This is a genomic window from Leifsonia sp. EB41 (genome assembly GCF_041262565.1).
Taxonomy (GTDB): domain Bacteria; phylum Actinomycetota; class Actinomycetes; order Actinomycetales; family Microbacteriaceae; genus Leifsonia.
In genome coordinates, this window is the sequence record NZ_JBGCCJ010000001.1 from 1,711,109 (window position 1) to 1,737,647 (window position 26,539).

Genomic DNA, 26,539 nt, shown 5'->3' on the forward strand with positions numbered 1-26,539 from the left:
TCGCTGCTCAGCCGAGCACGATCGAGCGGGTCAGGTGTCGGGGTGAGTCGGGGTCGAGCCCGCGTCGTTCGGCGATCGCGACGGCCAGCCGTTGTGCGTTCGCCAGCTCGACGAGCGGGTCGGAGGTGCTGATCCGGACGGTCGCGCCTGTGCGCTCGATGTCCTCGACGAGGCTCGGCTCGCTGCGGCCGATGAGCCAGACCAGGGAGCGGTCGTCGGCGACGGCGAGCGGGCCGTGACGGTAGTCGAGGAGCGGGTACGACTCCGCCCACGCCTGCGCGGCCTCCCGGATCTTGAGTGCGGCCTCCTGGGCGAGCCCGTAGGTCCAGCCGCTGCCGAGGTAGACAAAGTGCTCGAGAGCCGTCGTGTCGATGCCGAGCGGGCGGGCGAGCGCTGCGTCGGCCTCGTCGGGGAGGCTGCTGACGTCCTCCCCGAACGCGGAGCGCGCCAGCACGAGGAACGTGGTCGGGAACCGGGTCTGGACGACGGACTCCTCATCGGCGAAGTCCAGCAGCAGCACGTCGTCGGCGCGCTCAGCGACGGGTGAGTCGGCGACCCCGGTCACGGCGATCGTGCGCACGCCCTCCGGGAGGCCGTCCATCGCCTCGATCGCCTCGGTGGTGGTTCCCGACCGGCTCAGGATCACGACGGCGTCGTAGTCGCGCCACGGCCAGGGCTCCGACGCGTACGCCGCGTCGGTGATCCCGAACCCCGACTGCTCGCGCAGCGCCGCGAACGACTCGGCGACGAAGGCGGAGGTGCCGCAGCCGAGCACGAGCACGCGCGCTCCGGGGAGGGTCAGGAGCTCTCGGGCCCTGTCGGCGTGCCATTCGAGGGCTTCGCGCCAGACGGCGGGCTGGCTGGCGATCTCACGGGAGGTCAGGGTCTCGCGGGGGGTCGGTGTCACGGGGTACTCCTGGTCGGGTCTCGCGGGACGAGCAGCATCGCTCGTCGCGCTGGGATTCATCTTTGGTTGCCAGTGAGCGTTTGACAACGAGATTGCTCGAATCGCTCACTCGGATTGATCGTTCTTTACAGATTCCTAGAAAACGTGTCTGCCGTCAGCGTGCCGCCGAGGGCGACGGGCAGGCGGGAGGCATGGCGTGCGGTGAGCTCGTCGCAGAGCGCCCAGAGCTGCTCGGGCGTCAGCGACGAGCTCGCGTTCGGATCGGCCAGCACGGCGCGGCGGACGAGCGCGGGGTCGCCCGTTCGAGCGGCTTCCACGGCGAGCTCGGCGACCGAGAGATAGCTGCGGTTCAGCGCGGCGCCCTGGCTGGGGATGTCGCCGAAGGGAAGCGGGTGCACGCCGTCGGCGTCGACGCGGCTCGGCACCTCGACGATGGCGCCCTCCGGCAGGTTGCCGATCAGTCCCCGATTGACGACGTTGGCGTGGATGACGCGCTCGGTGCCGGTGAGGATCGAATGGATGACCTGCGGCGCGTACTCGGCCGCGCCCTCCTCGAGTTCCAGGGGCTCGCCCGCGGCGAGCGCGGCCTTCGCGTGCTCGAACTCGGCGACGTTCTCCTCCGAGATCCCGAGATACTCCAGCGGTCGCAGTCGGAACCGTTCGATCTGCTCGGGCGAGCGGAGGAACCAGGAGAGGTACTCGGAGGAGTGCTCGCTGGTCTCCGTCGGGAAGAAGCCGATCCGCTCGAAGATCTCGACGCGCACCCGGCGGCGCAGCTCGGGGTCGCGCTCGATCGCCTCCCGCAGCAGCGGGTAGAGGTCTTCGCCGTCGCGGGACCACTCGACGAGCCAGGCCTGGTGGTTGACCCCGGCCGCCCGGTAGTGGGTGCCCTCCAGGGGGACGCCGATGAGCGCGCAGAGGTCGTGCACCGTCCAGTACACGCTGTGGCAGAGGCCGACGGTCTTGATGGAGGGTGCGACGACCGACATCCACCAGACGTTCATCGCCATCGGGTTGGTGTAGTTGAGGAACCAGGCGTCCGGGCAGAGGTCGAGCATGTCCGCGGCGATCCCGGAGAGCACGGGGAAGGTGCGCAGCCCGCGGAAGACCCCGCCGACACCTGTCGTGTCGCCGATCGTCTGGAGCAGCCCGGCGGCGGCAGGCACCTCCAGGTCGATGCGGGTGGCGTCGATCCCGCCGACCTGGATCATGTTGATGACGAAGTCGGCGCCGGCGAGCGCCTCGCGGCGATCGAGGGTGGCGACGACGTCGGCCGTCCTCCCGAACCGCGCCGCCACCTGTTCGGCGGTGCCGCTCGCCACGGCGAGGCGTTCGGCGTCGATGTCGTGGAGCACGATGCGGAGGGTCGGGAGGTCGTCGAAGCGGAAGAGGTCGGCGAGCAGCTGGCGGGTGAAGACGACGCTGCCCGCACCGAGGAAGACAATCTGTGGCATGGGCCGATTTTGCGATAGCGTGTTCGTTCTGTGCAAGAAACTGAGCGAATTACCGCTAAAGTGCTCATCAGTACTGATCGCATTGCCCACGAACCGCTGGAAAGGACACCCGCGATGGTCGCTCCGTCCGCCGAATCCGTGATCGCCCGCGTCAGCTCCGGCCGCCGCGCCCGGCGCATGCTCCAGATTCTCGAGCTCGTGTCGGAGCGCGGATCGATCAGTCTCTCCGAGCTCGCCGACACGCTGGGCATCTCCGCGCCGACCGCCCGGCGCGACCTCGCCGACCTGGCAGACCAGCAACTGCTCCTGCGCACGCACGGCGGCGCGACCGTTCTGGAACGCGGTCAGGAGCTCCCGGTGGCCTTGCGGGACACCCGGTTCCAGGAGGCCAAACGCGCCATCGCGAAGACCATGGTCGCGCGCCTCCCCTCGGAACGGCACGTCGTCGCGCTCAGCGGCGGCACGACCACCGCGAGTGTCGCCCGCGCGCTGGCGAACCATCGCGATATCGCGGTCGTCACCAACTCGCTGACGATCGCCAACCTCCTCTCGGGCTTCGCCGGCGTCCGCGTCGTGATGACCGGCGGCTTCCTGCGCCCGCAATCGCTCGAACTGGTCGGTGCGATCGCCGAGAACACGTTCAGCGCGGTCAACGTCGGCACGGCGATCCTGGGCGCCGACGGGATCAGCGTCTCGTCGGGAGTCACCACCTACGACGAGACCGAGGCGCGCACCAATCGTGCGATGGTGGCGAAGGCCCAGCGCACCGTCGTCGTCGCCGACGGCTCCAAGATCGGCAACGTCGCCCTCGCCCCGATCGCCGACCTCCAGCAGGTCGCGCTGATCATCACCGACAGCTCGGCCGACCCGGAGGAGCTGGGCCGGCTGCGGGCCGCAGGCGTGGAGGTCGTGGTCGCCGACGCGTGAGGTGACCGACGCGTGAGGTGACCGCGCGTGAGGCGACCTTCGGCGAGGTGACCTTCGGTGTGCGCGTCCCGCGGGCTCAGGCGCCCGCCACGACCTCCAGCAGCGCCTCCCCGTACGTCTCCTTCTTCTTCGCGCCGATGCCGCTGATGCCGTCCAGGTCGGCGAGCGTCGCGGGCCGGGCGGACGCGACCGCGCGCAGCGTCGCGTCGCCGAACACGATGTAGGCGGGGACGCCCTGAGTCTTCGCCTCGCTCGCGCGCCAGGCGCGCAGCGCCTCGAAGAGGCCGGCGTCGGCCGGGGCCAGGTCGGAGGGCGCCGCCGACCGGCCGCCGCGGGAGGAGCGGGCCGGGCGTTCGGGTTCGCGGCGGAGCACGACCTCCCGGCCGCCGGACAGCACCTCGGCGCTCGCCGGGGTCAGCGCGAGGACGCCGTACTCCCCCTCCGGCTTGAGCAGCTCCTGGGCGATGAGCTGGCGCACGACGCCGCGCCACTGGCTCTCGCCGAGGTCGTCGCCGATCCCCCAGGTGGCCAGCCCGTCGTGGCCGTACTGGTCGACGCGCGGGGTGCGCTTGGCGCGCAGGATGTCGATGAGGTGGCCAGCGCCGAAGCGCTGGTTGCGCTCGCGCTGCAGCCGCACGACCGTCGAGAGCAGCTTCTGGGCCGGCACGGTGCCGTCCCAGGTCTCGGGCGGGGTGAGGCAGGTGTCGCAGTTGCCGCAGGGCGTCGCGCGCTGGCCGAAGTAGTTCAGCAGGTTCACTCGGCGGCACTGCACCGTCTCGCAGAGCGCGAGCATCGCATCCAGGTGCTGAGTGAGCCGGCGGCGGTGGGCGAGGTCGCCGGGGGAGTCGTCGATCATGCGGCGCTGCTGCACGACGTCCTGCAGCCCGTACGCGAGCCAGGTGGTCGACGGCAGGCCGTCGCGCCCCGCGCGGCCGGTCTCCTGGTAGTAGCCCTCGACGGACTTCGGGAGGTCGATGTGGGCGACGAACCGCACGTCCGGCTTGTCGATGCCCATTCCGAACGCGATGGTCGCGACGACGATCACGCCGTCCTCGCGCAGGAACCGCGACTGGGTGCGCGCCCGCGTCTGGGCGTCGAGCCCGGCGTGATACGGGAGGGCGGTGAGACCGCGGCCGGCCAGGAACTCGGCGGTGCGCTCCACGGAGTTGCGGGACAGCGCGTAGACGATGCCCGCCTCGCCGGGGTGCTCGCTCGTGATGAAGTCGAGGAGCTGCTTGCGCACCTCGACCTTGGGGACGATGCGGTACTGGATGTTCGGCCGGTCGAAGTCGGCGACGAAGTGCTCCGCGCTGTCGAGCCGCAGGCGTTCGGTGAGCTCGCGGTGGGTCGCCTCGGTCGCGGTCGCGGTGAGGGCGATGCGCGGGACGCCGGGCCAGCGGTCCGCCAGCTCGGAGAGCGCCAGGTAGTCCGGACGGAAGTCGTGGCCCCACTGGGAGACGCAGTGCGCCTCGTCGATGGCGAACAGCGCGATACGGCCGCGCTCCAGGAAGCGCTTGGTCGCCTCGCTGGACAGCCGTTCGGGGGCGACGTAGAGGATGTCGAGCTCGCCCGCGAGGTAGGCGCGCTCGACCGCGGAACGCTGTCCGGAGTCCTGGGTCGAGTTGAGGAACGCGGCACGCACGCCGACGGCGGTCAGCGCGTCGACCTGATCCTGCATGAGCGCGATGAGCGGGGACACCACGACGCCCGTGCCCTCGCGCACCAGCGAGGGGATCTGGTAGCAGAGCGACTTGCCGCCGCCGGTCGGCATGAGTACGACGGCGTCGCCGCCGGCGACCACCCGGTCGATGATCTCGGCCTGCTGCCCGCGGAAGGAGTCGTAGCCGAACACGGTGCGCAGGGCCTCGGCTGGCGAGGCGAAGCGGGCGGGCGTCGCCTGCGGGGTCCGCGGCGCGGCGGCGGACGGGCCACCGGACGACGCAGACGGCGCATCGGAGAACGGCGCGTCCGAGAACGGCACGTCCCCATACGGGTCGTCGCCGAAGTCGGGCAGCGGGGGCTCGGCGTCGAACGGCGGCTCGTCGAAGGGCGGCGCCTCCCGGTCGTCGGGCTCCCATGTGTTGCTCATCCCTCGATCGTAACGACCGCCGCCGACCGCGAGTCCCGCGAGGCGAATCTGTGGAGAACTCACCCCGGCAGCGCGCCCGTGGAGGACGAACCTGCCCGCAGAAGCGCCCTCCGCTACGATCGGCCCATGCGGACGCACCCCCGACACGGCACCGCGTCCCTCCCCCACCCGGCGACGGCGGCCTGATGCCGGCCGCGATCCTCGGCCTGCTCAGCGCTCTCGTCTACGGTTCGGCCGACTTCGTCGGCGGCGTCGCCGCGCGCGCGATCGGCCCGCTGCGCACCACCGCCCTCGGCGCGGTCGGCGGCCTCGCGCTCCTCCTCGCCGCCCTGCCGTTCGTCGGCGGCGTCTGGTCGGCCGCCGCCCTCGGCTGGGGCGCGGCCTCCGGCGTCGTCGGCGCCGCCGCGGTCGCCCTGCTCTACGCGTGCCTGGCGATCGGGCCGATGAGCATCCTGTCGCCGCTGACCGCGCTGGTGTCCGCGGTCGTGCCGATGGTGTGGGGCCTCGCCGGCGGCGACCGGTTCGCCCCGATCGGCTACGTCGCGCTCGGCCTCGCTCTGGTCGCGGTCGTGCTGGTCGGCTTCGTCCCGGAGCGCGGCGCCGTGCGTCCGAGCGGCCGCGCGCTCGGGATGGCCCTCGCCGCAGGCGCGCTGATCGGCGTGTTCCTCATCATGCTCAACCAGACCCCCGCCGACTCGGGGCTCGTCCCGCTGGTCGCCAACCGCACGGTCAATGCGGCGATCATGTGGACGATCGTCGGCATCCTGGCCGTGCGCGGCGCCACCCGGCGGCTCACCCGGCGCGGCGTGCTGCTCGCGCTCGGCTCCGGTCTGCTGGACGCCTCCGCGAACGTGCTCATCCTGCTCGGCCTGCGGGCGGGCGACCTGACGACGATGTCCGTTCTCGTGGCCCTCTACCCGGCCGGCACGATCGTGCTCGCGGCCCTCGTGCTGCGCGAGCGGATCGCGCCCGTGCAGTGGGTCGGGCTGGTCCTCGCTGTCACCGCCGCGGGGATGCTCGCCGTCGCCTGAGGCCTGGCGGCTCCGCGAGCACCAGGTACTGTGGGTCGCCGGACCACGGGAGGCCGCCGATGACGCAGAACACACCGCACGACCCCGCAGACGAGCTGGAGAACCGTCGCGAGCACGTCGGCGACGTGTCCCAGGCGGTGCAGGACTTCTCCAGCGAGCAGGAGGGCTACCACAAGGCGCTGTCGGCGCGGCAGCTCCAGATGATCGCGATCGGCGGTGCCATCGGCACCGGCCTCTTCCTCGGCGCGGGAGGCCGGCTCCAGCAGGGCGGCCCGCTGCTCGTCCTCGTCTATGCGGTCTGCGGGTTCTTCGCGTTCCTGGTGCTGCGCGCGCTCGGCGAGCTGGTGCTGCACCGGCCGTCGTCCGGCTCCTTCGTCTCCTACGCGCGCGAGTTCTACGGCGAGAAGATGGCGTACGTCGCCGGCTGGATGTACTTCCTCAACTGGGCCATGACCGCGATCGTGGACTCCACCGCCGTCGCGCTCTATGTGAAGTACTGGCAGTTGTTCTCGTCCGTGCCGCAGTGGCTGCTCGCGCTGATCGCGCTGGTCGTCGTCGTGAGCCTCAACCTCATCTCGGTGAAGGTGTTCGGCGAGATGGAGTTCTGGTTCGCGATCATCAAGGTGGGCGCGCTTGTCGCCTTCCTCGTCGTCGGCATCATCGTGCTCTCCGCCGGCTGGCCCACCGACCAGGGACCGACCGGACTCGCGATGCCCGCGCAGAACGGCTGGCTGCTCCCGCACGGCGTCGCCACGATCGGGATGGCGATCGTGCTCGTGCAGGGCGTCGTCTTCGCCTACGCGGGGGTGGAGCTGGTCGGCATCGCGGCCGGCGAGACCGAGAACCCGGAGAAGATCATGCCGCGCGCGATCAACAGCGTGGTCTTCCGCATCGCGGTCTTCTACTGCGGATCGGTGCTCCTCCTGGCGCTGCTGCTCCCGGCGAGCGTCTACAGCGCCAACGAGAGCCCGTTCGTCACATTCTTCAGCCACCTCGGCGGTCCGCAGCTCAGCGCGATCATCGGCTCGGTGATGAACTTCGTCGTGCTCACGGCCGCCCTGTCGAGCCTGAACGCCGGAATGTATTCGACCGGCCGCATCCTGCACTCGATGGCACAGACCGGCGCGGCGCCCGCCTTCACCGCCCGGATGAACGCGCGCGGCGTGCCGTACGGCGGCATCCTGCTGACCGCGTCGATCGGCGTGCTCGGTGTCTTCCTCAACCTGATCGTGCCCGCGGAGGCGTTCAACATCGTGCTGAACGTGGCCGCCCTCGGCATCGTGACGAGCTGGGCCATGATCGTCCTCTGCCAGATGCAGCTCCGGCGCTGGTCGCTGCAGGGCAAGCTGGCGCGGCCGTCGTTCCGCCTGTTCGGGGCGCCGTTCACCGCGTACCTGACGCTGGCGTTCCTGGCGTCGGTGATCGTGCTGATGGCCTTCGACTATCCGACCGGGACGTACACGGTCGCGTCGCTGGTGGTCATCATCCCGCTGCTGATCCTGGGCTGGTACGCGCAGCGCTCGCGCATCCTCGCCATCGCGCAGGCCCGCGAGGGCTACACCGGCGCCCACCCCGTCGTCGCCGCCCGCCGCCCCCGCCGCCCGCGCCCCTGATCGCGAAACGTGAGTAATCGCGGAAATCCCACCCGGGATTTCCGCGATTACTCACCTCTCGGCTGAGGTCAGGGGGTCGGGCGGGTGTGGGCGGCCTGCTCGAGGGCGGGGAGGGCGGCGCGGAGGGCGGCGACGTCCTCCGGTGCGAGCTCGGCGAGGATGGCGGCGACGGCCTGCGCGCGGTCGGAGCGCGCGGCGAGCAGGAGGTCGTTCCCGGCCTGCGTGCCCGACACGAAGAAGGACCGGCCGTCGGCCGGGTCCGGCGTGCGCTCGACGAGCCCGCGGGCCTCCAGGTCGGAGACCACGCGCGTGATCGTCGGCGCCGCCACGACCTCGATCGCGGCGATCTCGCTCGGCCGCAGCGGCCCGCGGCGCACGATCGTGGAGAGCGCCGAGAGCTGCCCGTGGCTGAGGCCTCCCGTGGCCGAGCGGATGCGGCGGTTCAGCCGGCCGACAGCCAGGGCCAGGCGGCCGGGGACATCGTCGTCACCGGTCGTCGGCCGTCCGGAATGCTCACGCTCGTCCTGCACCGACTTCCTCGCCTTCCACAGCGACCGGCCGTGCGACTGCGACGGCCTCCTCATGAACATACTTGGATCCGCCGAGGAACGAGGCGATCGCGCCGATGACACTCATGACGGCGGCGGCGATGAACACCACCACGAGCCCGTCGTGGAACGGCCCGGAGATGAGCTGCGGGAAGAACTCCTTGCCCGTCAGCGTCGCCGCGTCCACGTGCGGGGACTGCAGCAGGCCGGTCGGGCCGAGCAGGCTCGCGATCGGGTTGTAGCCCAGGAATGCCGCGAACAGGCTGCCGACAGGAGGTGTCGCGCCGACCTGCGCTGCGACGCTCTGCGGCACGCCGTGCGAGGTCAGTCCGCTGGTGAGCGCGCCGGGCAGCGCCACCGACAGGCCCGCGATCATCAGCGAGAAGAAGATGCCGATGGAGAGCGAGCTGCCGGCGTTGAGGGCGACGCCCGCCATCCCGGAGGCCGCGCCGCGCTCGTTCGGCGGCACGCTGTTCATGATCGCCGTGCGGTTCGGCGACGAGAACAGGCCCGAGCCGATGCCGTTCAGGCCGGTGAGCACCGCGAACTGCCAGTACTCGAAGTTCACGGGGATGAGCAGGAGGCCGATGAACGTTGCTGCCACGAGCAGGAGCCCGACGGTCGCGAACGCCCGCGAGCCGAACCGGTCGGAGAGCGCGCCGGAGATCGGGCCCGCGATGAGGAAGCCGATCGTGATCGGCAGCATGTAGATGCCCGCCCAGAGCGGCGTGGACTCGTAGCTGTAGCCGTGCAGCGGCAGCCAGATCCCCTGCAGCCAGATGATCAGCATGAACTGGAGACCGCCGCGCCCGATCGCGGCGAGGAAGCCGGAGAAGATGCCGGACGAGAACGCCCGGATCTTGAACAGCCGCATGTCGAACATCGGCGACGGCACCTTCAGCTCGATGACCACGAACGCGATCAGCAGCAGGATGCCTCCCACGATGGCGCCGAGCACCCACGGGTTGCCCCAGCCCTGGGAGCTGCCGCCGTAGGGCTGGATGCCGTAGGTGATCCCGGCGAGGAGGGCGGTCAGGCCGAAGGCGAAGGTGACGTTGCCGAGCCAGTCGATGCGGCCGGGGTTCTTCTGGCCGACCTCGTGCAGCGACTTGAAGGACCAGATGGTGCCGATGATCCCGAACGGGACCGAGACGAAGAAGACCGCGCGCCAGTCGATCTCGGCGAGCACGCCGCCGAGGATGAGACCGATGAACGAGCCCGCGATCGCCGCGACCTGGTTGAGGCCGAGCGCGAAGCCGCGCTTGTTGGCCGGGAACGCGTCGGTGAGGATCGCGGTCGAGTTGGCGAACAGCATCGCGCCGCCGACGCCCTGCACGAACCGCCAGGCGATCAGCCACATCGCGCCGGGTCCGCCCGAGAACGGGTCGAGGCAGAGCGCGATCGCGGCGACCGTGAAGATCACGAAGCCGAAGTTGTAGATGCGGACCCGCCCGTACTGGTCGCCCATCCGGCCGAACATGACGACGAGCACGGCGGTGACGAGCATGTAGCCCATCAGCATCCAGAGCAGGTACGAGACGTTTCCCGGCTGGAGCGGGTTCAGCTTGACGCCGGTGAAGATCGCGGGCAGCGAGATGATGACGATCGACGAGTTGATCGTCGCCATGAGCATGCCGAGAGTGGTGTTGGAGAGCGCCACCCAGCGATAGTGCGGGTGATCTTTGGTGAAGATGCCGGTGCGGGCCAAGAGAGTCCTTCGTGCGTTTCGTGTCGTGTGTCGTGGGTCGCCGGCCCAGGCAGGAGGTGCGAGCCGGAGCGGGGAGCGCGTCGGCGCGCTGATGATTTATATGCGTTAACTATATAACCGGCCGAGATGTTCCCCAACCCGCATGACCAGTCCGATCGTCGACTTGTCCAGGTATTCAGGCGTCCGCTGACTTCCGGCCTCCCCGCGCCGCGCGGTCTCATGGGGGTGCCCGGCGCTCGCCCGGGCGACGACGAAGAAGTCTGGAGCTTTCATGTTGACCAAACGCTTACTGGGGCTCGGCGTCGCGGCGCTGCTCGGCCTCACAGCGCTCACCACCACGGCGCTGCCGGCCGCCGCCGCACCGAAGGCCGCCGCACCTCGTGTGGCCGCCGCGACGACACCGGCGACCGCACCGGCGACCGCACCGCTGGCCGCCACCCCGTACGCCGGCTGGAACACCTACTTCGGCCTCGGCGGCGACTACACCGCCACACAGGTGCTCGACGTCGCCGACCACCTGGTCTCCAGCGGGCTCGCCAAGGCCGGCTACGACATCGTGTGGCTGGACGGCGGCTGGCAGGCCTCCACCCCGCGCGGCGCCGACGGCCTGCTGCAGGGCGACCCGGCTCGCTTTCCCCAGGGGATGGCCGCCCTCGCCGCCGCCATCCACGCCAAGGGCCTGAAGGCGGGCATCTACACCGACGCCGGTCCGTACATCCCGGGCTCCTGCGGGCTCGGCAGCTACGGCCACTACCAGACCGACGCCGACACGTTCGCGAAGTGGGGATTCGACGCGGTGAAGGCCGACTTCCTCTGCGGGATCACCGCGAACCTCGACCCGAAGACCGTCTACACGCAGTTCGCGGACGCGATCCGGCACAACAGCAGCGGGCGGCCGATGATCCTCAACATCTGCAACCCGGTGACCTCGCCCGACTGGGGCAACTACCCGGAGTCGCAGCAGTCGACGAACACCTGGAGCTACGCTCCGGCGATCGCGCAATCGTGGCGCACCTACACCGACGTGGGCTTCGTGAACTCGATCAAGTACACCGACGTGCTCCGCAACTTCGACGCGAACGCGCGGCATCCGGAGGCCGCGGGCCCCGGCCACTGGAACGACCCGGACTACCTGGGCCCGCAGCTCGGGATGACCGACGAGGAGTTCCGGTCGCAGATGGCGCTGTGGTCGATGTCGGCCGCTCCGCTCGTCATCGGCAGCGACCCGCGGACGTTCACCCCGGCGACCGTCGCCACCCTCACCAACCCCGACCTCCTCGCCATCGATCGCGACCCGCTCGGCAAGCAGGCCGTGCGTGTGGGCGCAGCCGGCACGACCGAGACCTGGGTGAAGCCGCTCGCGGACGGCTCCACCGCCGTCGCGCTGGTCAACCGGGGTGACACCCCTGCGGACATCGCGACGACTCCCTCGGCCGTCGGCATCGACGCGACCCGCGTGACCATCACGGACGCCTGGACGCATGCGCTCACCGAGGCGAAGGACAGCATCCGCTCCGGCGTCCCGGCGCACGGTGTGTCGGTGCTGATCGTGAAGAAGGGGGTCGGTCAGCCGCAGAGCCCGCGCGTCCTGGTCGGCGCTCCGTCGTTCACCGCGGTGAACGGTACGGCGATCACGCCCACGGGCGACCTCCTCGCCGCGGCTGGCTCGAAGCTCGCAGTGACGGTCGCCGTCCGCAACGACGGCACCACGCCGGCCCAGTCGGCGATGGTGTCGCTCACGACGCCGGCGGGATGGACGAGCTCGGCGGACGGCGGACAGCAGCAGGTGATCGTCCCGGGCGGGACGGCGACGGCCCGGTTCACGGTGACGGTCCCGGCCGGCACCCCGGTCGGGGCGTCCTCGATCGGCGCGGCCGTCTCGTTCTCCGGCATCCGGGGCTCGGTGACGGTCTCCTCGCCGGTCGCCACGGTGACCGTCGCGCCCGCGCCGCCCTCCGGCGCCGACCAGCCGCTCTCCCACCAGCCGTGGGTCTCGGCGACCAGCGGCTGGATGACGCCCGCGGTCGACCAGAGCGTCGGCGGCGGCAACCCGATCCGCGTCGCGGGCACCACCTACGCGACCGGGCTCGGCGTCGCCAGCCCGTCGGACATCCGCTACTACGTCGGCGGGGTCTGCACGCGACTGACCGGCACGGTCGGCATCGACGACGTGGTGAACAACGTCGGCCCCGGCGGCGGCACGGCGACGTTCTCGCTGGTCGCTGACGGCAAGACCGTCTGGGACAGCGGGGTCGTCACACGCGGCCACGCGGTCGCCTTCGACGTGAACCTCACCGGTGCGCGTGAGCTGGTGCTGCACGTCGGGGACGCCGGCGACGGCGGGTACAACGACCGAGCCGACTGGGCTGCGCCGTTGATCAGCTGCAGCTGATCGCCTGACACGGAAGAGGGGGCGTGCCGACGGCACGCCCCCTCTTTCCTGTCAGTCCCGCCTGTCAGACAGCGCGGACATGCAGCAGGACGGACCGGTCCGGGTCGAGCGACGGCAGCTCGATGCCCACCAGCCGCAGCACGCGCCCGCTGAGCACCGCTCCGTCCGCCAGCCACGGCGGCTGGTCGCCGCCGGGACGCTCCCCGGCGGGGTACACAGCGCTCACCTCGTACATCAGCGAATCGTCCAGACCGGGGAGCCCGGCGCGACCGACCGGCCACGTGCGCGGGCGCTCCGTCAGCGAGTACGCGTAGAGCGCCTCCGACCCGTCGGCAGCGACCACGCCCTCCAGCCGCGCAGCGGTCTCGGACAGGTCGGCGTGCACGACGACGCCGGAGTGCAGGAGGGCGCGGTGCGCCTTGTGGAACGCGATCCAGTCGGCCAGCGCCCGCTTCGTGTCGTCGGAGGCGATGAGGAGGTCGATCTCGACGCCGAGGTGGCCCCAGAGCGCCTTCTCGCCGCGGTACGACAGCGGGTGGCTGCGGTGCGTGGTGTGCGACTCCTCCGCGCCGATGTGGGTGCCTTGCAGCTCCGGCGGGACGAGCAGCCCGGTCCAGCGCTGGACCTCCAGCCGCTCGTGCGGGTCGTTGCAGTCGCTCGGCCAGACGCGCTGGGTGCGCTCCAGCACGCCCAGGTCGATCCGGCCGCCGCCGCTCGCGCACGACTCGATCTCCAGCCCGGGATGGCGGGAGTGCAGCTCGTCCATGAGCCGGTACGCGGCGAGCGTCTGCTCACGGAGCCCCGGCCTCCCGGTCGGGGTGTGGCCGGCGTCGAGCAGGTAGCGGTTGTGGTCCCACTTCACGTAGGCGATGCCGAGCTCGGCGATGAGCGCGCTCATCTTCTCCAGCACGTACGCGTACGCCTCCGGATGCCCGAGGTCGAGGACGTGCTGCTGCCGTGACGGGAGGCCGGGGCCATGCCCGGCGTCGAAGACCCACTCGGGGTGCTCGACCGCGAGGAGCGAGTCCAGGTTGATCATCTCGGGCTCGAACCAGAGGCCGAAGTCCATGCCCAGTTCGCGGACGCGCTCGGCGATCGGGCCGAGGCCGTCCGGCCAGCGCTCGGGGTCGACATCCCAGTCGCCGAGCGAGGTGGTGTCGTCGCGGCGGCCGGTGAACCAGCCGTCGTCGATCACGAAGCGCTCGGCGCCGATCGCGGCTGCCTCCTCGGCGAACCGGGTGAGCGCGGCAGGGTCGTGGTCGAAGTAGACGGCCTCCCACGTGTTGACGAGCACCGGGCGCGGCCCGTCCGGGTACGAGGCGGCGGCGCGCAGGTGCCGGTGGAAGCGTGCGGCGAGCTCGTCGAGCCCATCGCCCCACGAGCCGTACTGCCACGGCGAGACGTACTCGTCGCCCTGCGCGAGCACGACCTCGGCGGCCGCGAGGCCCTCCACTGCGGAGAGCCGGCGGATGTTCGCGGGAGTCCGCTCGGCGGCGAGGGTCTGGTTGCCGCTCCAGCCCAGATGCGTGGCCCAGACGCGACCGGAGCGGAAGCCGAAGCCGCGCTCGCCCGCGGCGAGCAGGAGGGTGTGCTCCAGCCCGGGCTTGCCGCCGCGGGAGGTGCGCACCCACTCCCCGACGTCGAAGGCACGGCGCTGCGGAACGCGCTCCAGCGCCCACCGGCCGGTGAGGTCGAGCACCTCGTCGGCCTCCGACGGGACCGGCAGCGCGAGTTCGAGGCCGTCCACCCGGAAGGCGTCGGCCTCGTCGTTGCGGAGACGCGCCCGCTGGCGCACGAGGCCGCTCGCCTCCAGCACCTCGATATCGAGGGAGAGGGACAGCCCGTACTCGGCGTCCGTAGCGTCGACACTCAGCGTCACGCCCACGGCCGAGCGGACGACCTCCGCAGCCGTGACCAGGAAGCGCGGAGCCCAGCGCCGACCGGCGGAGTCGCCGACCAGCCCGGGCCGGCCGAGCCAGCCTTCCGGAAGCTGCGCGAGAACCGGGACCGGCTGCGGGTAGGTGACGAGGCTGTCGCCGACCGCGGGCCTGGCGGTGCGGGCGATCGCGTCCAGCTCGGCCGACCGGAGCTCGCCGAGGTCGTCGCCCCAGTGCAGGATGCGCGGCAGGCGGCCGTCGTCGAGGAGGACGACGACGCTCGTGCCTCCCGCGCGCAGGTGGACGAGGTCCGTGTCGACGTGCATGTGTTCTATTTCACCGATCCGAGGGCGAGGCCCCCGATGAAGCTGCGCTGGAAGAGCAGGAAGACGATCGTGGAGGGGATGGCGGCGACGACGGTCGCGGCGGCGATGACGGACCAGCTCGACACGTACTCGCCCTGCAGCGAGAGCACCGCGGCGGTGATCGGGAGCTTCTCGGAGGTCTGCAGCAGCGTGATCGACCAGAGCAGGTCGTTGAAGACCCAGGTGAACGACAGCGCGCCGAGCGCGGCGAGCGCCGGCCGGGTCAGCGGCAGGATCACCTGCAGGAAGATCCGGGTCGCGCTCGCGCCGTCGAGGGTCGCGGCCTCCTGCAGCTCGTGCGGGATGGTGCGCATGAAGCCGTAGAGCACGAAGGTGTAGAAGCCGATGCCGAACGCGACCTGAACGGCCACCAGCGCGCCGAGGGTGTCGTAGACGTTGAGCTGCTGGGTCAGCCGCGCCACCGGGATGAGCAGCATCTGGACCGGCAGGAGGTTGCCCGCGAGCATCATGAGCAGGATCGTCCGGCGGAACGGCACCCGGTACCGGCTGAGTCCGAACGCGGCCGCGGCCGAGAAGAGCAGGGTGAGGATCACGGTCGGGATGGTCACGATCATGCTGTTGACCAGGGCCTGGAAGAGCCCGCCCTGGTTCCACGCCTGCACGTAGGTGCTGAGCGTGAAGCTGTGCGGGAGGCCGGCGATGCCGTTGGCGGAGATGTCGACGAACGTGCGGAACGACGTGATGAGCACGACGAGGATCGGCGCGAACCACGCCAGCGAGATCAGGATGCCGCTGGTGTGGAAGCCGACGGTCGCGGCGGTCTTGCGGCGGCTGCGCCGGCGGACCGTGGTCACGGGCCGGGCGGCGGCGGTGCGGGTCTGGGCGGCGGTCGCAGTCATGCTTCCTTCTCCTCGGACAGTGCGCGGACGAGATAGGACACGATGACGGCGATCGCGAGGACGAAGATGACGACCGCGATGGCGGAGGCGTAGCCCAGGGCGTGCGAGCCGAACGCCGTCGAGAACATGTACGTGCTCAGCAGCTCCGTGGAGTGGTACGGGCCGCCTCTGGTCATGGCCCAGACGATGTCGAAGGAGCGCAGCGAGTCGATGATGAGCACGGACAGCACCACGAGGTTGACGCTGCGGAGCTGGGGCATGGTGACGTGCCAGAAGCGCTGCCAGGCGCCGGCGCCGTCGACGCGGGCGGCCTCCTGGACCGCGGGGTCGATCGCCTTGAGCCCGGCGATGAACAGCACCATGACGTAGCCGATCTCACGCCACAGGGCGGCGACGATCGCCGCGTAGAGGGCTGTGCTCGAGTCGCCGAGCCAGACGTGCGTCCAGCTGTGCAGCCCGACCGCGTCGAGGACGTTGTTCAGGACGCCGTTCGGCTGGAAGAACGCTCCCCAGATCAGCGCGGTGACGACCAGCGAGAACACGATCGGGAGGAATAGCGCCGTGCGGTAGATACCGACGCCGCGGCGCTCCGACTGGAACAGCAGCGCGACGCCGAGGCCGGCGGCGAAGGAGATGCCGCCGAAGAGCACGATCCAGATGGCGGTGTTCTTGAGCGCGGTGAGGAAGATCGGGTCGGAGAACAGGTCGACGTAGTTCTGCACGCCGACCGGGGTGGCCGGCCCGATGCCGTTCCAGTGCAGGAACGAGAGGCTGATCCCCTGGAAAGCCGGCCAGAAGACTCCGACCGCCTCCACCAGGAACGGGATGAGGACGAGGGCGAACACGATCGGCGGCGGAATGGAGATCCGCCGCCGACCGCGAACAGAGGTGAGAGTGGTCACGAAGTCGCCCGGATCTTGGCGGAGGCCGCGTCCCAATCCTTCAGGATCTGGTCCAGGTTCTCCGGGTGGGCGATGAAGCTGGTCAGCGCGGTGTCGGCCGGTGTCTGCTGGGCGTCACCCGCGTCCCTGTTGTAGAACTGCGTGACCTGCTTGGCGGACTGCAGCATGTCCTTGCCCTGCTTGGAGAGCGCGTCGAGGTTCAGCGACGCCTTGGTGTTCGCCGGCAGGTAGGTGCCCTGCTGACTCGCCGCGAGGTCCGTCTGGGCCTGCGGGCTGGCGACGTAGTCGAGGAACTTCTTCGTCAGGTTCGGCTTGTCCGTCTTCACGCTGGCGATGAACCCGTCGGTCGGGCCCTCCTCGGCGACCGGCACCGAGGGGTCGATCGTCGGGAACTGGAAGAACCCGAGGTCGCTCTGCTTGTCGGCCGGGACCGACGGCTGTGCCCACGCGCCGAGCAGGTACATGGCGACCTTGCCCTGCGAGAAGTCGCTCATCGCCTGGTTCTGGTTGGTGCCGAGCACCGCGGGGTCGAAGTACGGGAGCACCTGCTTGAACGCGGCCATCACCTTGCGCACCTGCGGGCTGTCGTACTTCTCCTTGCCCGAGAGCAGCTTCAGGTGGAAGTCCGCGCCGTTGATGCGCAGGTCCAGGTAGTCGAACCACGCGGAGGCGAGCCAGGCGTTGTCGCTGAGCCCTGCCGTGATCGGGGTCACGCCCTGGCTCTTGATCTTCGCGGAGTCGGCGAGGAACTCGTCCCACGTCTTCGGCGGGGTGATGCCGAGCTTCTGGAAGTCGCTCTTGAAGTAGTAGACGCCCCACCAGTAGTAGCCGGTCGGAACGAAGACCTGCTTGCCGGACGAGTCCTGGCTGAGGGTCTTGAGCGAGGACGGGAAGTCGCTGCCGTGGTCCTTCCACACGCTCGACAGGTCGAGCAGGAGGTTCTGGTCGGCGAAGTCGCGCGTGGCCTGTCCTGCGTACCAGGTGTAGACGTCCGGCGGGTTCTTGGCGGTGAGGTAGGACGGGAGCTGCTGGTTGAAGGTGGTGGTCGGGATGGTGTTGATCTTGACCTGGCCTTCGCCCTTGGCGTTGAAGTCCTTCACCAGCTTGTCGAGGCCGCCCTTCTCCGCGTCGGTGAAGCGGGACTGCAGGATCAGGGGTCCGGAGGCGTCCGGGCCGCTCTTGGCCTGCTGCGCTTGGCCCGACGTGGAGACGCAGCCCGCGAGCAGCGCCGTCGCGGCGACGGCGCTGCCGAGCGCCATCAGCCATCGGGTGTTCTTTCGGGTCATCTTCGACTCCATTTCGTGGGGGTGATCGCGAGGGGGTCGGCTGAAGGAGAATCCTACGTCCGACGACATCAACGGTAGGTCGGTCTGCGCTGCCGCCGTAGCAGAATCCGGCGACGTATCTGGACATTTCGACGACTGTGGCGCAGAATCGTGCGGTGCTCATCCCCGACGGATTCCCCGGCCAGCGCATGCTGGTCCTTCCCCGTCCGCGCGTCCGCGAGTTCCTCCAGCAGCCGGGAACGACGCGACTCGTCGTGACGGACAGCGGATATTTCCCGAAGGCGGACTCCCACGGACGCCGCCGGACCACGCCGATCGCGCAGGCCATCGTGATCGCCTGCGTCGAGGGATCGGGCTGGTGCGAGACCGAAGCTGGACGATTCCCCGTACACCAGGGGCAGGTCGTCGTGATCCCGCCACGGCAGCCGCACGCGTACGGGGCCGACGTGGACAATCCGTGGACGCTGTGGTGGTTCCACGCCGCCGGGCCCGATGTGGAGCCGTTCCTGGCCGCCGCCGGCATGACCGCGGAGAACCCCGTCCGCCGGCCCAGGGACCTCTATCCGGTCGTCTCGCTCATGTCGGAGGTGCTGGCCTGGACGGAGCGCGACAGCACCACGACGAGCCTCAACGCCGCCGCCGGCGCCGCCTGGCACGCGCTCACCCTGCTGGCCTCCGAGCGGTCGCGCACGGACGAGGCGGGCGATGTGATCGACCACGCCACCGAGTACCTCCGGGCGCACATCGCCGACCGGGTGACCGTTCCCGAGCTCGCGGCGATGGCCTCCCTCAGCACGTCGCACTTCAGCGCGCTGTTCAAGCGGCATGTCGGCTATCCGGTGCTGCAGTACCAGACCATGCTGCGGATGTCGCGCGCCCGCGAGCTGCTCGACACCACGTCCGCGACGGTGGCCGCCATCGCGGCGGAGGTCGGCTATCCGGACTCGTTCTACTTCGCCCGCCAGTTCAAGAAGGTGCACGGGATGACGGCACGGGAGTACCGGGAGCAGCACAAGGGCTGATTCCGGTCTCCCGGCCGTCCGCTCGCGGCAGCGGTCAGTTGACGTACGCGCTCTCCGCCTCCGCGAGCAGCTCGCGCACAAGCGGCGCGGCCGGGTCGCGGTCGGCGAGCTCTGTCAGCGTCGCGGCGGCGCGGGCGGCGGCGCCGTCGAGGAGGGCGAGCTCGGCGTCCATGACCGCGATCAGCTCGCGGTGGGTCTGTTCGACGTCCTCCGTGAAGATCAGCATGGTCGGCAGGGAGGTCGCGAAGTAGTCGATCGTGGCGTGCTGCCGGCGCGCGGCCTCCACATAGTCCGCGAATTCCGCCGTGAGCCTGGCCGCCCGGTCCAGGTCGCCGAGGCGCCGCGCGGCGAGAACCGAGTAGTACGTCATCGGGGAGTGCGGCACGGCCGACATCGTCGTGAAGTCGCCCGCGCTGCTCGCCGCCGCCCGCCAGGCGTCCTCGGCAGCCGACGTCAGCCCTGCGGCCTGACTCGCGTCGCCGAACGCCAGCAGGAGGTCGGACCGGTTGGCCAGCGGATGCGGAGCCTCCCCGAGCGAGGCGGGGACGTCGACGGCCTTCGCCAGCGCGGCGACCGCGCGGCCCGGGTCGCCCAGCGCGAGCGCCTCGCCCGCGATCGCGCGCTGGGCCAGCGTCCACACCCGGATGGTCTCGCCTTCGCCGCCCTCCCAGGGGCTGAAGCGCCGCGCCGAGAGCAGGGCGGCCGCCTCCTCGTGCCGGCCGACGAGCACCAGCAGCTCGGCGTACGCGAGCGCCAGGTCGTCGCGCTCGGCGATGAGGTCGGCGGCGTCGGCCAGTGCGTCGAGCCGGTCCTGCGGAGATGCGCCCACCCGGCGCGCGAGCTGGTCGGCCTCGTAGCGCAGTTTGGCGTCGCCGGGCGCGGCCTGCACTGCCTGCCGGTAGCGGCGGACGGCCTCGTCGGGCCGGCCCTGCACGTTGTAGGCGGCGAGGCCGAGTCCCCGCAGCGACACCGCGTCGCCGGCGTCCTGCTCGACAGCGCGCTCCAGGTGGTGGATCGCCTCCTCATAGCGGCGGTGGAAGTACAGCCAGTGGCCGAGGAGCGCGTGCGCCCGGCCGTCGCCGGTGCGCTCGATGCGCCGTTCGAGCAGGAGGGCGTCATCCCGGACGCCTGCGAAGCAGCGATCGGCGGACACCTCGCGGGCGGCCTGGAGGGCGGCGGCGGCCTCCTCCGGCCGCGCGAGCTCGTCGAGCAGCTCGGCGCGGGCGTAGTGGACGAGGGCGAGCGGGTCGCCGGCGCCGGGGACGGGTCGGCTCACTGCCGCCTCGGCTGCCGCGTCAAGGATGCGGAGCGCGTCGGCAGACAGGCCGAGCGAGCGGTACTCCTCCGCGAGGTCGCGCAGCGTCCCGGCGTCGGTGGCGGAGTGTGCGCCGGTGAGGTCGTTCAGCCAGGCGTCGAGCGGGTCGAGGGCGCGTGCCGCCGCGAGCGCGTGGGCCGCCTCCGACTCCCGGCCCAGTGCACGCAGCGCGATCACGCGCACGGCGACCGCCTGGAGCTGGTCGGGGTCGAGACGCGCGGTCTGCTCGGCGAGGCCGAGGGCGTCCTCCCAGCGGCCGGTCCGCGCCGCGATGCGCGCCCGGGCGAGCGCCGAGGCCGCACGCCAGGCGTAGGTCCAGGCCGCCTTCGCGAACGCGTCGTCGGCGTCCCGGTCGCGGCCGGTCTCGGCCAGCACCACACCGAGGAGGTACGACGCCTCGCCGTCGGCGGGGTTGGGGTTCCTGCGTGTCTGCCGGCGGAGCGCCGAGCGCAGGTGCGCCTCCGCCTCGGCCAGGCGTCCGGCGGAGAGGCGGGCGGACGCGACGGCGATGTTGGAGCGCGAGTCGCCTGGGTCGCGGCGCAGCGCCTCCTGCCAGTACGGCTCCGGCGAGCGCGTCGCGTGCCGGTACTGCGCGAGGTGCACGCCGGTGAGGTAGAGCTCGTCGATCGAGTCGATCTCCGCGGGGGCGGGCGGCTCGGTCGCGGTCTCGAAGCCGTCGGCGGCCGCGTCCCGGTAGCGCGTGGTGGAGCGCAGCCGCTCGACGCCGTCGACCTCGGCGACCAGGTCCAGGTCTCCGGCGGCGGCGACCGGCACCGTCGCCCGGACCGGCTGTCCCGGCGCGGCCGCGACGCGCTCCGACCAGACGGTCGCGCCCTCCGCGTCGAGCAGCCGGAGGCCGACCTCCGCGAACACCCGGGTGGCGGCGAGCCCGACACTCGCCGTCCGCTCCGCCCCGTCGCCCTCGACGACCAGGCTCAGCGCGAGCTCGGTCGACGCCTGAGTGAGCGGGCCGATGCCGTGGTACGGGAACCAGTACTGGCTGAAGGTCTTCGTCTCCCCGGGAGCGAGATACGAGAAGTCGGGCTGGTTGTCGGTGTAGACGCCGGCCATCAATTCGACATAGGCGCTGCCGTCGTCGCCGAGGTTCGCGTCCCACGCCCAGCCGAACGGCGCGTTCCCCCAGGTCCACTGCTTCTTGCCGGGAGCGATGTGGTGGTCCGCGACGTGTGCGAAGCCGAGCGCGGTTGAGTGGTCGTAGCCGCCGAAGAAGTCGTCCTCGCTCGCGACGCACATGTAGGAGGTGGGCACCGGGATGTTGCGGTACCAGTCGATGCGGTCGGCGTCGTCGGCGACGTACGCCGGGTCGTCCCGGTCGGCGCGCGCCGCGTAGTCGATCCCGTAGTAGGGCCGGTCGGCTGCGGGGAACGCGGTCGCTGCCCGCTTCGCGTGATCGGCGACGATGTGCACGTCCGTCGGGAAGAACGACTGGTACTCGTCGTGCACCCGCACGGCGACGTTCGCCCACCAGAGGAACGTCTGGGTGGTCTCGGTGCGGTTGAACAGCCGCACCCGGGCCTCCAGCACCGCGCTGCCCGGCCGCACCCGGATGCCGTGCATGCCCTTCATTCGCGAGAACGGGTCGTGGTCGGAGCACCACACGGTCGCGGAGCCGTCCGCCTCCCGTTCGATCGTCCAGTCCATCGGGAGGAAGGTGGCAGGGCGGTGGTGCTGCGGCCAGTTGAACTCGATGCCGCCGGAGATCCACGGGCCGGCCAGGCCGACCAGCGCGGGCTTGATGACGTCGTTGCGGTAGAAGAAGTCCTGACCCGTCGTCTTGTCCACGGCGATGTGGACGCGGCCGCCCAGCTCCGGCAGGATCACCAGGCGCAGGTACTCGTTCTCCAGGTGCACCGCCTGCCAGCTGCGCTCGGTCGCGTCGTGGCTGACCGACTCGATGAACGGCAGCGGGTACACCCGTCCGGACGAGCCCTGATACACGCGGGACTCCAGGAAGGCCGGCAGCCGGCCGGGTTCGCCTGGCTCGTAGGTGCGGAGTGCGACGGGCTCGCTCCACGCGGCGACGGCGTCGTCGCGCTGGCTCTCCGGTGCGGGAGGGAGGGGGAACGACGAGGGAAGAACGGACATAATCAGGACCCTATTGGGCCGGCTTCCGCCGGAGAATATGCGTTCCCACGCATCATCTGGACATTTCTATTGCCCAGTTCGGCGACCTGAACCGAGATCGCCAGTCTGCGTCGCGTGAGCAGAGCCAGTGCTCATGCGGGAGGGCCGCTGGTCTAGGCGACGATGATGATCGGGGTTCCGAGCGCCAACGCGTCGACGGCTGCGATGGCTTCCGCACCGAGACGGACGCAACCGTGAGAGACGGCTCCCGTGGACACGGACTCGAAGTGGATGCCGATGAGCCCGCCGTCCGTGCCGCCGTACGGCTCGTCCGCGACCGTCGCGTGCAAGGAGGTGAGCTGGATCCGGTGCACGCGCTGACCTTGAGCGGGGTCCAGGTAGCGCGCCTCGAGGTAGCCGGTCACTCCGACAGGTGTCGGTGTTCCTTGGGCGCCGACACCCACCGAGAACGTCTGTTCCGGTCGGCCGGCAGCATCGGTGATCGTCAAGGACTGAGCCGAGACTGAGACGACGATCCGGTTCTGCACGGTGGTGTCGGAGGTCAGCGCGCTCGTGGGCAACCACCCGGCGCTCTGAGCCGGCGCCGACCGCCCCGCTCCAGCCTGCGAGGGCAGGATCTGCCTGCTCGGCACCAGGACGAGCGACCACGGCCCGTCGACGGCGACCCTGACCACAACGGACGGCTCGCCCAAGAAGTCTCGTGACTCGAATCGGGCGATCGGAGCTGTCCGGTCGGCTCCGAACAGCGGGGTGTCGGCCTGCAGGTGGAAGACCGACATCCAGGTCGCGGTGGGCGGCGCGGGCAGAAGCCCCGGGATCACGGCCCGGTAGTCCGCCGGCGCGAGAGCGGCCACCTGCGCAGGGCTGAGGACCGGAGGGACGGGGGCTTGCGCTGCCGGGGCGGCCGGCGGAGCGGGCCGAGCGGGGGTCGAGGCCGCGGGGGCCGCAATCGACCGGGACGGCAGCGCAGTGGACCCGGCCGGCCCGGAAAGGGTGATCGCGAGCGCGCCGGCTCCGACGATGAGAACGACGGAGCCGGCGACGGCGGCGACGGCGCGCGCCGTGCGCCTCATCGCTCAGCCGCTGACGACAGGAAGGGTGGACGGGGTCGCCTGCACAGGCGCCGGTGGATCGGACGGCGCGGCAGGAGCAGCCGGCGCCGTCGAACCGCCGATGGTCGCCCCGGTGATGGCGACGGTGGCACTCCAGTGCGCGGTCGCGCCGGAGGCGCTGAGCGCGACGCTGCCGGCGGCCGTGACGCCCGTCCGCACGTACTGCCACGAGACGGAGCCGTACTTGTCCGCGACCATCGAGCTCGGCGCCGCGAGGCTCGTGCCGTTGTAGACAGCCGAGAAGGCGACGGTCTCACCCGGCGTGAATCCGCTGGCCTGGACGATGAGGCCGACGGTGGGATCCATGAAGTCGGCTGTCGTCAGGGACGGCGCGTTCGTCTGGATACCGGGCGGATTGCGGACGTCGAACGCAACCGCGTTCGAGGTGTCGCCGGCGTCGCTTGTGGCCGAGAGAGTGAGCGTGTAATCGGCCCAGACGCCTGGCGCCATTGCGGGAACCCATCCGGTCACGGAGATGACGCCCGACGCACTCGCCGGCGTGGTCATGTCGCCATAGTGCACTTTCGAGCCGTCGCTGTCTCGCACCCAGTCGATCGAGAGCGTCACTGTCGAACTCGGGGTGAAGCCGCCGCCTGTCACGTCGATCCCGCTTCCCCAGGAGTCCGCGTAGACGACCGGAACGGTCACCCCGATCGACGCCGTGGCCGCCTGTGCGGGTGTCGAGACCAGGACGGCCCCCGCGACGAGCGCTGCGACCGCCGTGACAAGCGCCCATCGTGAGCGCGCAGAACCGACCATGTTTCCCCCCGAAATATGTGGCCCGAACCGGGCTTCACAAGACTAGGAGAGCTGAGTGTTTGACGTCAATGAAGTATCGCTGCAGGGCCGCCCCCAATCCAGGTCAGGTGCGGCGCCGAACCTGAACCTTCACTGGATGCACTTCCGCCGCAATGGGCGTACCGTGTCGCAAACGCGATACATCGCGTTTGGAACCACGACCACCGACGAAGGCGGACAGATGGATGTGAACACGACAGGCGGTCTCCGACCCCACCCCCGCCCGGGAACGCCGAGAGGGTGGCGACCGTCATGGGAGTGATCGCCGGCATCCTCCTCGGCTTCCTGCTGATCGCTGCAGCGGGCATCGTGACCGGCGTGCTCATCATTCGGGCGCTCTACTGGAGCGTCCGACGCAATCGCACCGTCAGGGGCGTCGCGCTCCGGACGCGCGTGGCCGTGACCAGCGGACCTCAGCGCCAGGTGCTGAAGCTCCGGCTCCGGCTCGCCGACAGCCTCGAGAGCTGCAGGGCGGCCGTCGAGCTCGCGCAACACAGTGCTGGGCCGCACGGGGAGGTCGCCCGGTTGCTCCGGCGCATCCAGGCGGAGGGCGCGACCGTCGAGTCGCAGCTCCGCCTGCTCCAGAGCGAGACCGACACGACCGTGCTCGCGACGGAGGTCCCGATCGTCCGCGACCGCGTCGAACAGCTGGAGGCTCTCGTCCGCAGCCTGCGGTCGGCCGTGGCCTCCGGGCTCGGCGCGCCCAGCGACGACACGCTCGCCGCCCTCCGGGCGGATGTCGACCGCGAGGTCGCCGCCCTCGATGCCGGAGTGCGGGAGCTCCACACCCTCCACTCCTTCGACGCGGGACAGGAGCCGCGCCGCCAGAACACCACCCATCTCACCAGGGGGAACGAATCATGAGCGACAACACCGCGCGCATGCGCAACATCTTCCGCATCAAGACCTCACGCGCGCTCGACCGGATGGAGGACCCGCGCGAGGCCCTCGACGACAGCTACGACCAGCAGGTCCGGATGCTCCAGGAGGTGCGCCGGGGCCTCGCCGAGGTGGCGACGGCGCGCAAGCGCATCGAGTTGCAGGGCCAGGAGCTGGGCGCGCGCTATCAGCGGCTCACCCAGCACGCCCAGGAGGCCCTGAACCAGGGCCGCGAGGACCTCGCCCGCACCGCGCTGGAGCGTCGAGCGCTCCTCGAGAACCGGGTGACGACGCTGCGCGACCAGCACGCCGCCCTGCAGAAGCAGCAGTCGCAGCTCGAGGACAACGAACGTCGCCTCGCGGAACGGATCGAGAGCTTCCGCGTCGAGAAGGAGACGATGAAGGCGACCTACACCGCCTCGCAGGCGCAGGCGCGCGCCAATGAGGTCGCGGCGGGCATCAGCACGCAGATGAACGACACCGGGGCCAGCCTCAACCGGGCGAAGGACAAGATCGCCCAGATGCAGGCCCGGGCAGCGGCAACCGAGGAGCTGATCGCCACGGGCGCGCTCCACGACCAGTCGGCTCCGGCGGACTCCGACCTCGAACGGCAGCTCTCGGCCGGCATGACCCGGGCGGACATCGAGCGGCAGCTCCAGTCGATGAAGGACGCGGACGCGACAACGCGCGACTCGGTGGCCCGCGACGAGGACGCCTGGCTCAGCATCGGCAGTTAGAGCGCCGCGTCGTCCACCTGCACCGGATACCCCGCCCGCAGCACCGCGAGCGTCGACGGCGGGGTCAGCACCGTCGCGGTCCCGCGGCGCGGACGCACGAGCCGCTCCCCGTAGCCTTCGCTCCCCCACACGCTGAGGTGGTCGCCCAGCACCAGCGCGGGCCGACCCTCCACCACCGCGAACGCGCCGTCCGGCAGCGATGGCCAGGCCACCTCGTGGAGGCGCCGCCGGTGGGTGTGCGGGAAGAGGCGCTCGGCGTGCAGCGTGCGGTTCATCTCCCCCGCGGAGGGCAGCGCCGTCCCCGCCTCCGCCGCCCACGCCGCCTGATACTGCTTGTACGCGGTCCAGCGGCACTCGGCGCATGGCCGGTGCCCGGCGGCGAAGGCGACCGCCTCGTCGTGGAAGAACAGGAACGTGTACCGCCCCGGCCGCCACAGCGCGTGGTGCCGGTCGCGGAACTCCAGGGCGCAGGTGATCCAGAGGTTCCCGCCGTGGAACCGGACGACCTCCTCGCCCTCGTGCAGCCTGCCGCGGTTGCCCGTCCACGCTCCCCGGAGCGGGATCGCGACGATCTCGCCGGTCGGTGTGACGCGGTTCCGGTACGGGGACAC

The 26,539-nt window shown here is 70.9% G+C and carries 20 protein-coding genes; 7 read left to right on the forward strand and 13 right to left on the reverse strand.

Annotated features, from left to right (window positions below; all coding sequences use genetic code 11):
* Positions 1 to 7: 7 nt before the first annotated feature.
* Together ABH923_RS08395 and melA are read right to left on the reverse strand one after the other, a co-directional pair.
* Complete coding sequence (locus ABH923_RS08395; RefSeq protein WP_370054899.1) at positions 8 to 907, reverse strand: SIS domain-containing protein; 900 nt, start codon at positions 905 to 907, stop codon at positions 8 to 10.
* A 125-nt stretch (positions 908 to 1,032) separates the two neighbouring features.
* On the reverse strand, positions 1,033 to 2,361 hold the full coding sequence (gene melA, locus ABH923_RS08400; RefSeq protein WP_370054900.1) for an alpha-galactosidase: 1,329 nt from the start codon (positions 2,359 to 2,361) through the stop codon (positions 1,033 to 1,035).
* Between the two features lie 114 nt (positions 2,362 to 2,475).
* Here melA and ABH923_RS08405 point away from each other — a divergent pair, with 114 nt between their 5' ends.
* Positions 2,476 to 3,288, forward strand: a complete 813-nt coding sequence (locus ABH923_RS08405) for a DeoR/GlpR family DNA-binding transcription regulator (protein WP_370054901.1) — start codon at positions 2,476 to 2,478, stop codon at positions 3,286 to 3,288.
* 76 nt (positions 3,289 to 3,364) lie between these two features.
* Here the strand turns inward: ABH923_RS08405 and recQ are convergent, their stop codons facing one another.
* Positions 3,365 to 5,377 (reverse strand): DNA helicase RecQ, encoded by a 2,013-nt coding sequence (gene recQ / locus ABH923_RS08410; protein ID WP_370054902.1) that lies wholly within the window; start codon positions 5,375 to 5,377, stop codon positions 3,365 to 3,367.
* Positions 5,378 to 5,562: 185 nt separating this feature from the next.
* Here recQ and ABH923_RS08415 point away from each other — a divergent pair, with 185 nt between their 5' ends.
* Entirely contained in the window at positions 5,563 to 6,408 is an 846-nt protein-coding gene (locus ABH923_RS08415; RefSeq protein WP_370054903.1) for an EamA family transporter, read from the forward strand.
* Positions 6,409 to 6,467: 59 nt separating this feature from the next.
* Entirely contained in the window at positions 6,468 to 8,021 is a 1,554-nt protein-coding gene (locus tag ABH923_RS08420; protein WP_370054904.1) for an amino acid permease, read from the forward strand.
* A gap of 68 nt (positions 8,022 to 8,089) precedes the next feature.
* Here the strand turns inward: ABH923_RS08420 and ABH923_RS08425 are convergent, their stop codons facing one another.
* Positions 8,090 to 8,551, reverse strand: coding sequence for a MarR family winged helix-turn-helix transcriptional regulator (locus ABH923_RS08425; protein WP_370054905.1), 462 nt, complete (start codon positions 8,549 to 8,551; stop codon positions 8,090 to 8,092).
* Positions 8,535 to 10,277: an MFS transporter gene (locus ABH923_RS08430; RefSeq protein WP_370054906.1), complete on the reverse strand. Its 1,743-nt coding sequence runs from the start codon at positions 10,275 to 10,277 to the stop codon at positions 8,535 to 8,537. The genes ABH923_RS08425 and ABH923_RS08430 overlap by 17 nt, the downstream gene beginning before the upstream one ends.
* A 271-nt stretch (positions 10,278 to 10,548) precedes the next feature.
* On the opposite strand from ABH923_RS08430, the gene ABH923_RS08435 reads away from it, so the two are divergent.
* Positions 10,549 to 12,669 carry an NPCBM/NEW2 domain-containing protein gene (locus ABH923_RS08435; RefSeq protein ID WP_370054908.1) on the forward strand — a complete coding sequence of 707 codons (2,121 nt, stop codon included), beginning with the start codon at positions 10,549 to 10,551 and terminating at the stop codon, positions 12,667 to 12,669.
* Between the two features lie 64 nt (positions 12,670 to 12,733).
* Here ABH923_RS08435 and ABH923_RS08440 read toward each other — a convergent pair whose 3' ends face one another.
* The 4 genes from ABH923_RS08440 to ABH923_RS08455 are packed head-to-tail and all read right to left on the reverse strand — an operon-like array spanning position 12,734 to position 17,959.
* Positions 12,734 to 14,872 (reverse strand): alpha-galactosidase, encoded by a 2,139-nt coding sequence (locus tag ABH923_RS08440; RefSeq protein WP_370054909.1) that lies wholly within the window; start codon positions 14,870 to 14,872, stop codon positions 12,734 to 12,736.
* 5 nt (positions 14,873 to 14,877) lie between these two features.
* Positions 14,878 to 15,771 (reverse strand): carbohydrate ABC transporter permease, encoded by an 894-nt coding sequence (locus tag ABH923_RS08445; RefSeq protein ID WP_370054910.1) that lies wholly within the window; start codon positions 15,769 to 15,771, stop codon positions 14,878 to 14,880.
* Positions 15,768 to 16,673, reverse strand: coding sequence for a carbohydrate ABC transporter permease (locus tag ABH923_RS08450; RefSeq protein ID WP_370054911.1), 906 nt, complete (start codon positions 16,671 to 16,673; stop codon positions 15,768 to 15,770). Before ABH923_RS08450 ends, ABH923_RS08445 begins: the two co-directional genes overlap by 4 nt.
* Positions 16,670 to 17,959, reverse strand: a complete 1,290-nt coding sequence (locus tag ABH923_RS08455) for an ABC transporter substrate-binding protein (protein WP_370054912.1) — start codon at positions 17,957 to 17,959, stop codon at positions 16,670 to 16,672. The genes ABH923_RS08450 and ABH923_RS08455 overlap by 4 nt, the downstream gene beginning before the upstream one ends.
* Before the next feature lie 155 nt (positions 17,960 to 18,114).
* Here ABH923_RS08455 and ABH923_RS08460 point away from each other — a divergent pair, with 155 nt between their 5' ends.
* Positions 18,115 to 18,981 carry an AraC family transcriptional regulator gene (locus ABH923_RS08460; protein WP_370054913.1) on the forward strand — a complete coding sequence of 289 codons (867 nt, stop codon included), beginning with the start codon at positions 18,115 to 18,117 and terminating at the stop codon, positions 18,979 to 18,981.
* A 34-nt stretch (positions 18,982 to 19,015) separates the two neighbouring features.
* On the opposite strand, the gene ABH923_RS08465 is transcribed toward ABH923_RS08460, so the two are convergent.
* The 3 genes from ABH923_RS08465 to ABH923_RS08475 all read right to left on the reverse strand — a co-directional run bounded on the left by ABH923_RS08465 (position 19,016) and on the right by ABH923_RS08475 (position 24,273).
* Positions 19,016 to 22,402, reverse strand: a complete 3,387-nt coding sequence (locus ABH923_RS08465) for a DUF5107 domain-containing protein (protein WP_370054915.1) — start codon at positions 22,400 to 22,402, stop codon at positions 19,016 to 19,018.
* A 152-nt stretch (positions 22,403 to 22,554) separates the two neighbouring features.
* Positions 22,555 to 23,475, reverse strand: coding sequence for a L,D-transpeptidase (locus tag ABH923_RS08470; protein WP_370054916.1), 921 nt, complete (start codon positions 23,473 to 23,475; stop codon positions 22,555 to 22,557).
* A gap of 3 nt (positions 23,476 to 23,478) precedes the next feature.
* Positions 23,479 to 24,273, reverse strand: coding sequence for a hypothetical protein (locus tag ABH923_RS08475; RefSeq protein WP_370054917.1), 795 nt, complete (start codon positions 24,271 to 24,273; stop codon positions 23,479 to 23,481).
* 279 nt (positions 24,274 to 24,552) lie between these two features.
* On the opposite strand from ABH923_RS08475, the gene ABH923_RS08480 reads away from it, so the two are divergent.
* Together ABH923_RS08480 and ABH923_RS08485 are read left to right on the forward strand one after the other, a co-directional pair.
* Complete coding sequence (locus ABH923_RS08480) at positions 24,553 to 25,176, forward strand: hypothetical protein (RefSeq protein WP_370054918.1); 624 nt, start codon at positions 24,553 to 24,555, stop codon at positions 25,174 to 25,176.
* Positions 25,173 to 25,928 carry a PspA/IM30 family protein gene (locus ABH923_RS08485; RefSeq protein WP_370054919.1) on the forward strand — a complete coding sequence of 252 codons (756 nt, stop codon included), beginning with the start codon at positions 25,173 to 25,175 and terminating at the stop codon, positions 25,926 to 25,928. Before ABH923_RS08480 ends, ABH923_RS08485 begins: the two co-directional genes overlap by 4 nt.
* Here ABH923_RS08485 and ABH923_RS08490 read toward each other — a convergent pair.
* On the reverse strand, positions 25,925 to 26,539 hold the full coding sequence (locus ABH923_RS08490; protein WP_370054920.1) for a hypothetical protein: 615 nt from the start codon (positions 26,537 to 26,539) through the stop codon (positions 25,925 to 25,927). The genes ABH923_RS08485 and ABH923_RS08490 overlap by 4 nt on opposite strands.

Bases quoted from the DNA above. Each gene is read 5' to 3' on its own strand.
- ABH923_RS08465 (WP_370054915.1), bottom strand. From the start codon at position 22,402: ATGTCCGTTCTTCCCTCGTCGTTCCCCCTCCCTCCCGCACCGGAGAGC.
- ABH923_RS08475 (WP_370054917.1), bottom strand. From the start codon at position 24,273: ATGGTCGGTTCTGCGCGCTCACGATGGGCGCTTGTCACGGCGGTCGCA.
- melA (WP_370054900.1), bottom strand. From the start codon at position 2,361: ATGCCACAGATTGTCTTCCTCGGTGCGGGCAGCGTCGTCTTCACCCGC.
- ABH923_RS08435 (WP_370054908.1), top strand. From the start codon at position 10,549: ATGTTGACCAAACGCTTACTGGGGCTCGGCGTCGCGGCGCTGCTCGGC.
- ABH923_RS08405 (WP_370054901.1), top strand. From the start codon at position 2,476: ATGGTCGCTCCGTCCGCCGAATCCGTGATCGCCCGCGTCAGCTCCGGC.
- ABH923_RS08470 (WP_370054916.1), bottom strand. From the start codon at position 23,475: ATGAGGCGCACGGCGCGCGCCGTCGCCGCCGTCGCCGGCTCCGTCGTT.
- ABH923_RS08440 (WP_370054909.1), bottom strand. From the start codon at position 14,872: ATGCACGTCGACACGGACCTCGTCCACCTGCGCGCGGGAGGCACGAGC.
- ABH923_RS08415 (WP_370054903.1), top strand. From the start codon at position 5,563: ATGCCGGCCGCGATCCTCGGCCTGCTCAGCGCTCTCGTCTACGGTTCG.
- ABH923_RS08485 (WP_370054919.1), top strand. From the start codon at position 25,173: ATGAGCGACAACACCGCGCGCATGCGCAACATCTTCCGCATCAAGACC.
- ABH923_RS08420 (WP_370054904.1), top strand. From the start codon at position 6,468: ATGACGCAGAACACACCGCACGACCCCGCAGACGAGCTGGAGAACCGT.
- recQ (WP_370054902.1), bottom strand. From the start codon at position 5,377: ATGAGCAACACATGGGAGCCCGACGACCGGGAGGCGCCGCCCTTCGAC.
- ABH923_RS08455 (WP_370054912.1), bottom strand. From the start codon at position 17,959: ATGACCCGAAAGAACACCCGATGGCTGATGGCGCTCGGCAGCGCCGTC.
- ABH923_RS08445 (WP_370054910.1), bottom strand. From the start codon at position 15,771: ATGACTGCGACCGCCGCCCAGACCCGCACCGCCGCCGCCCGGCCCGTG.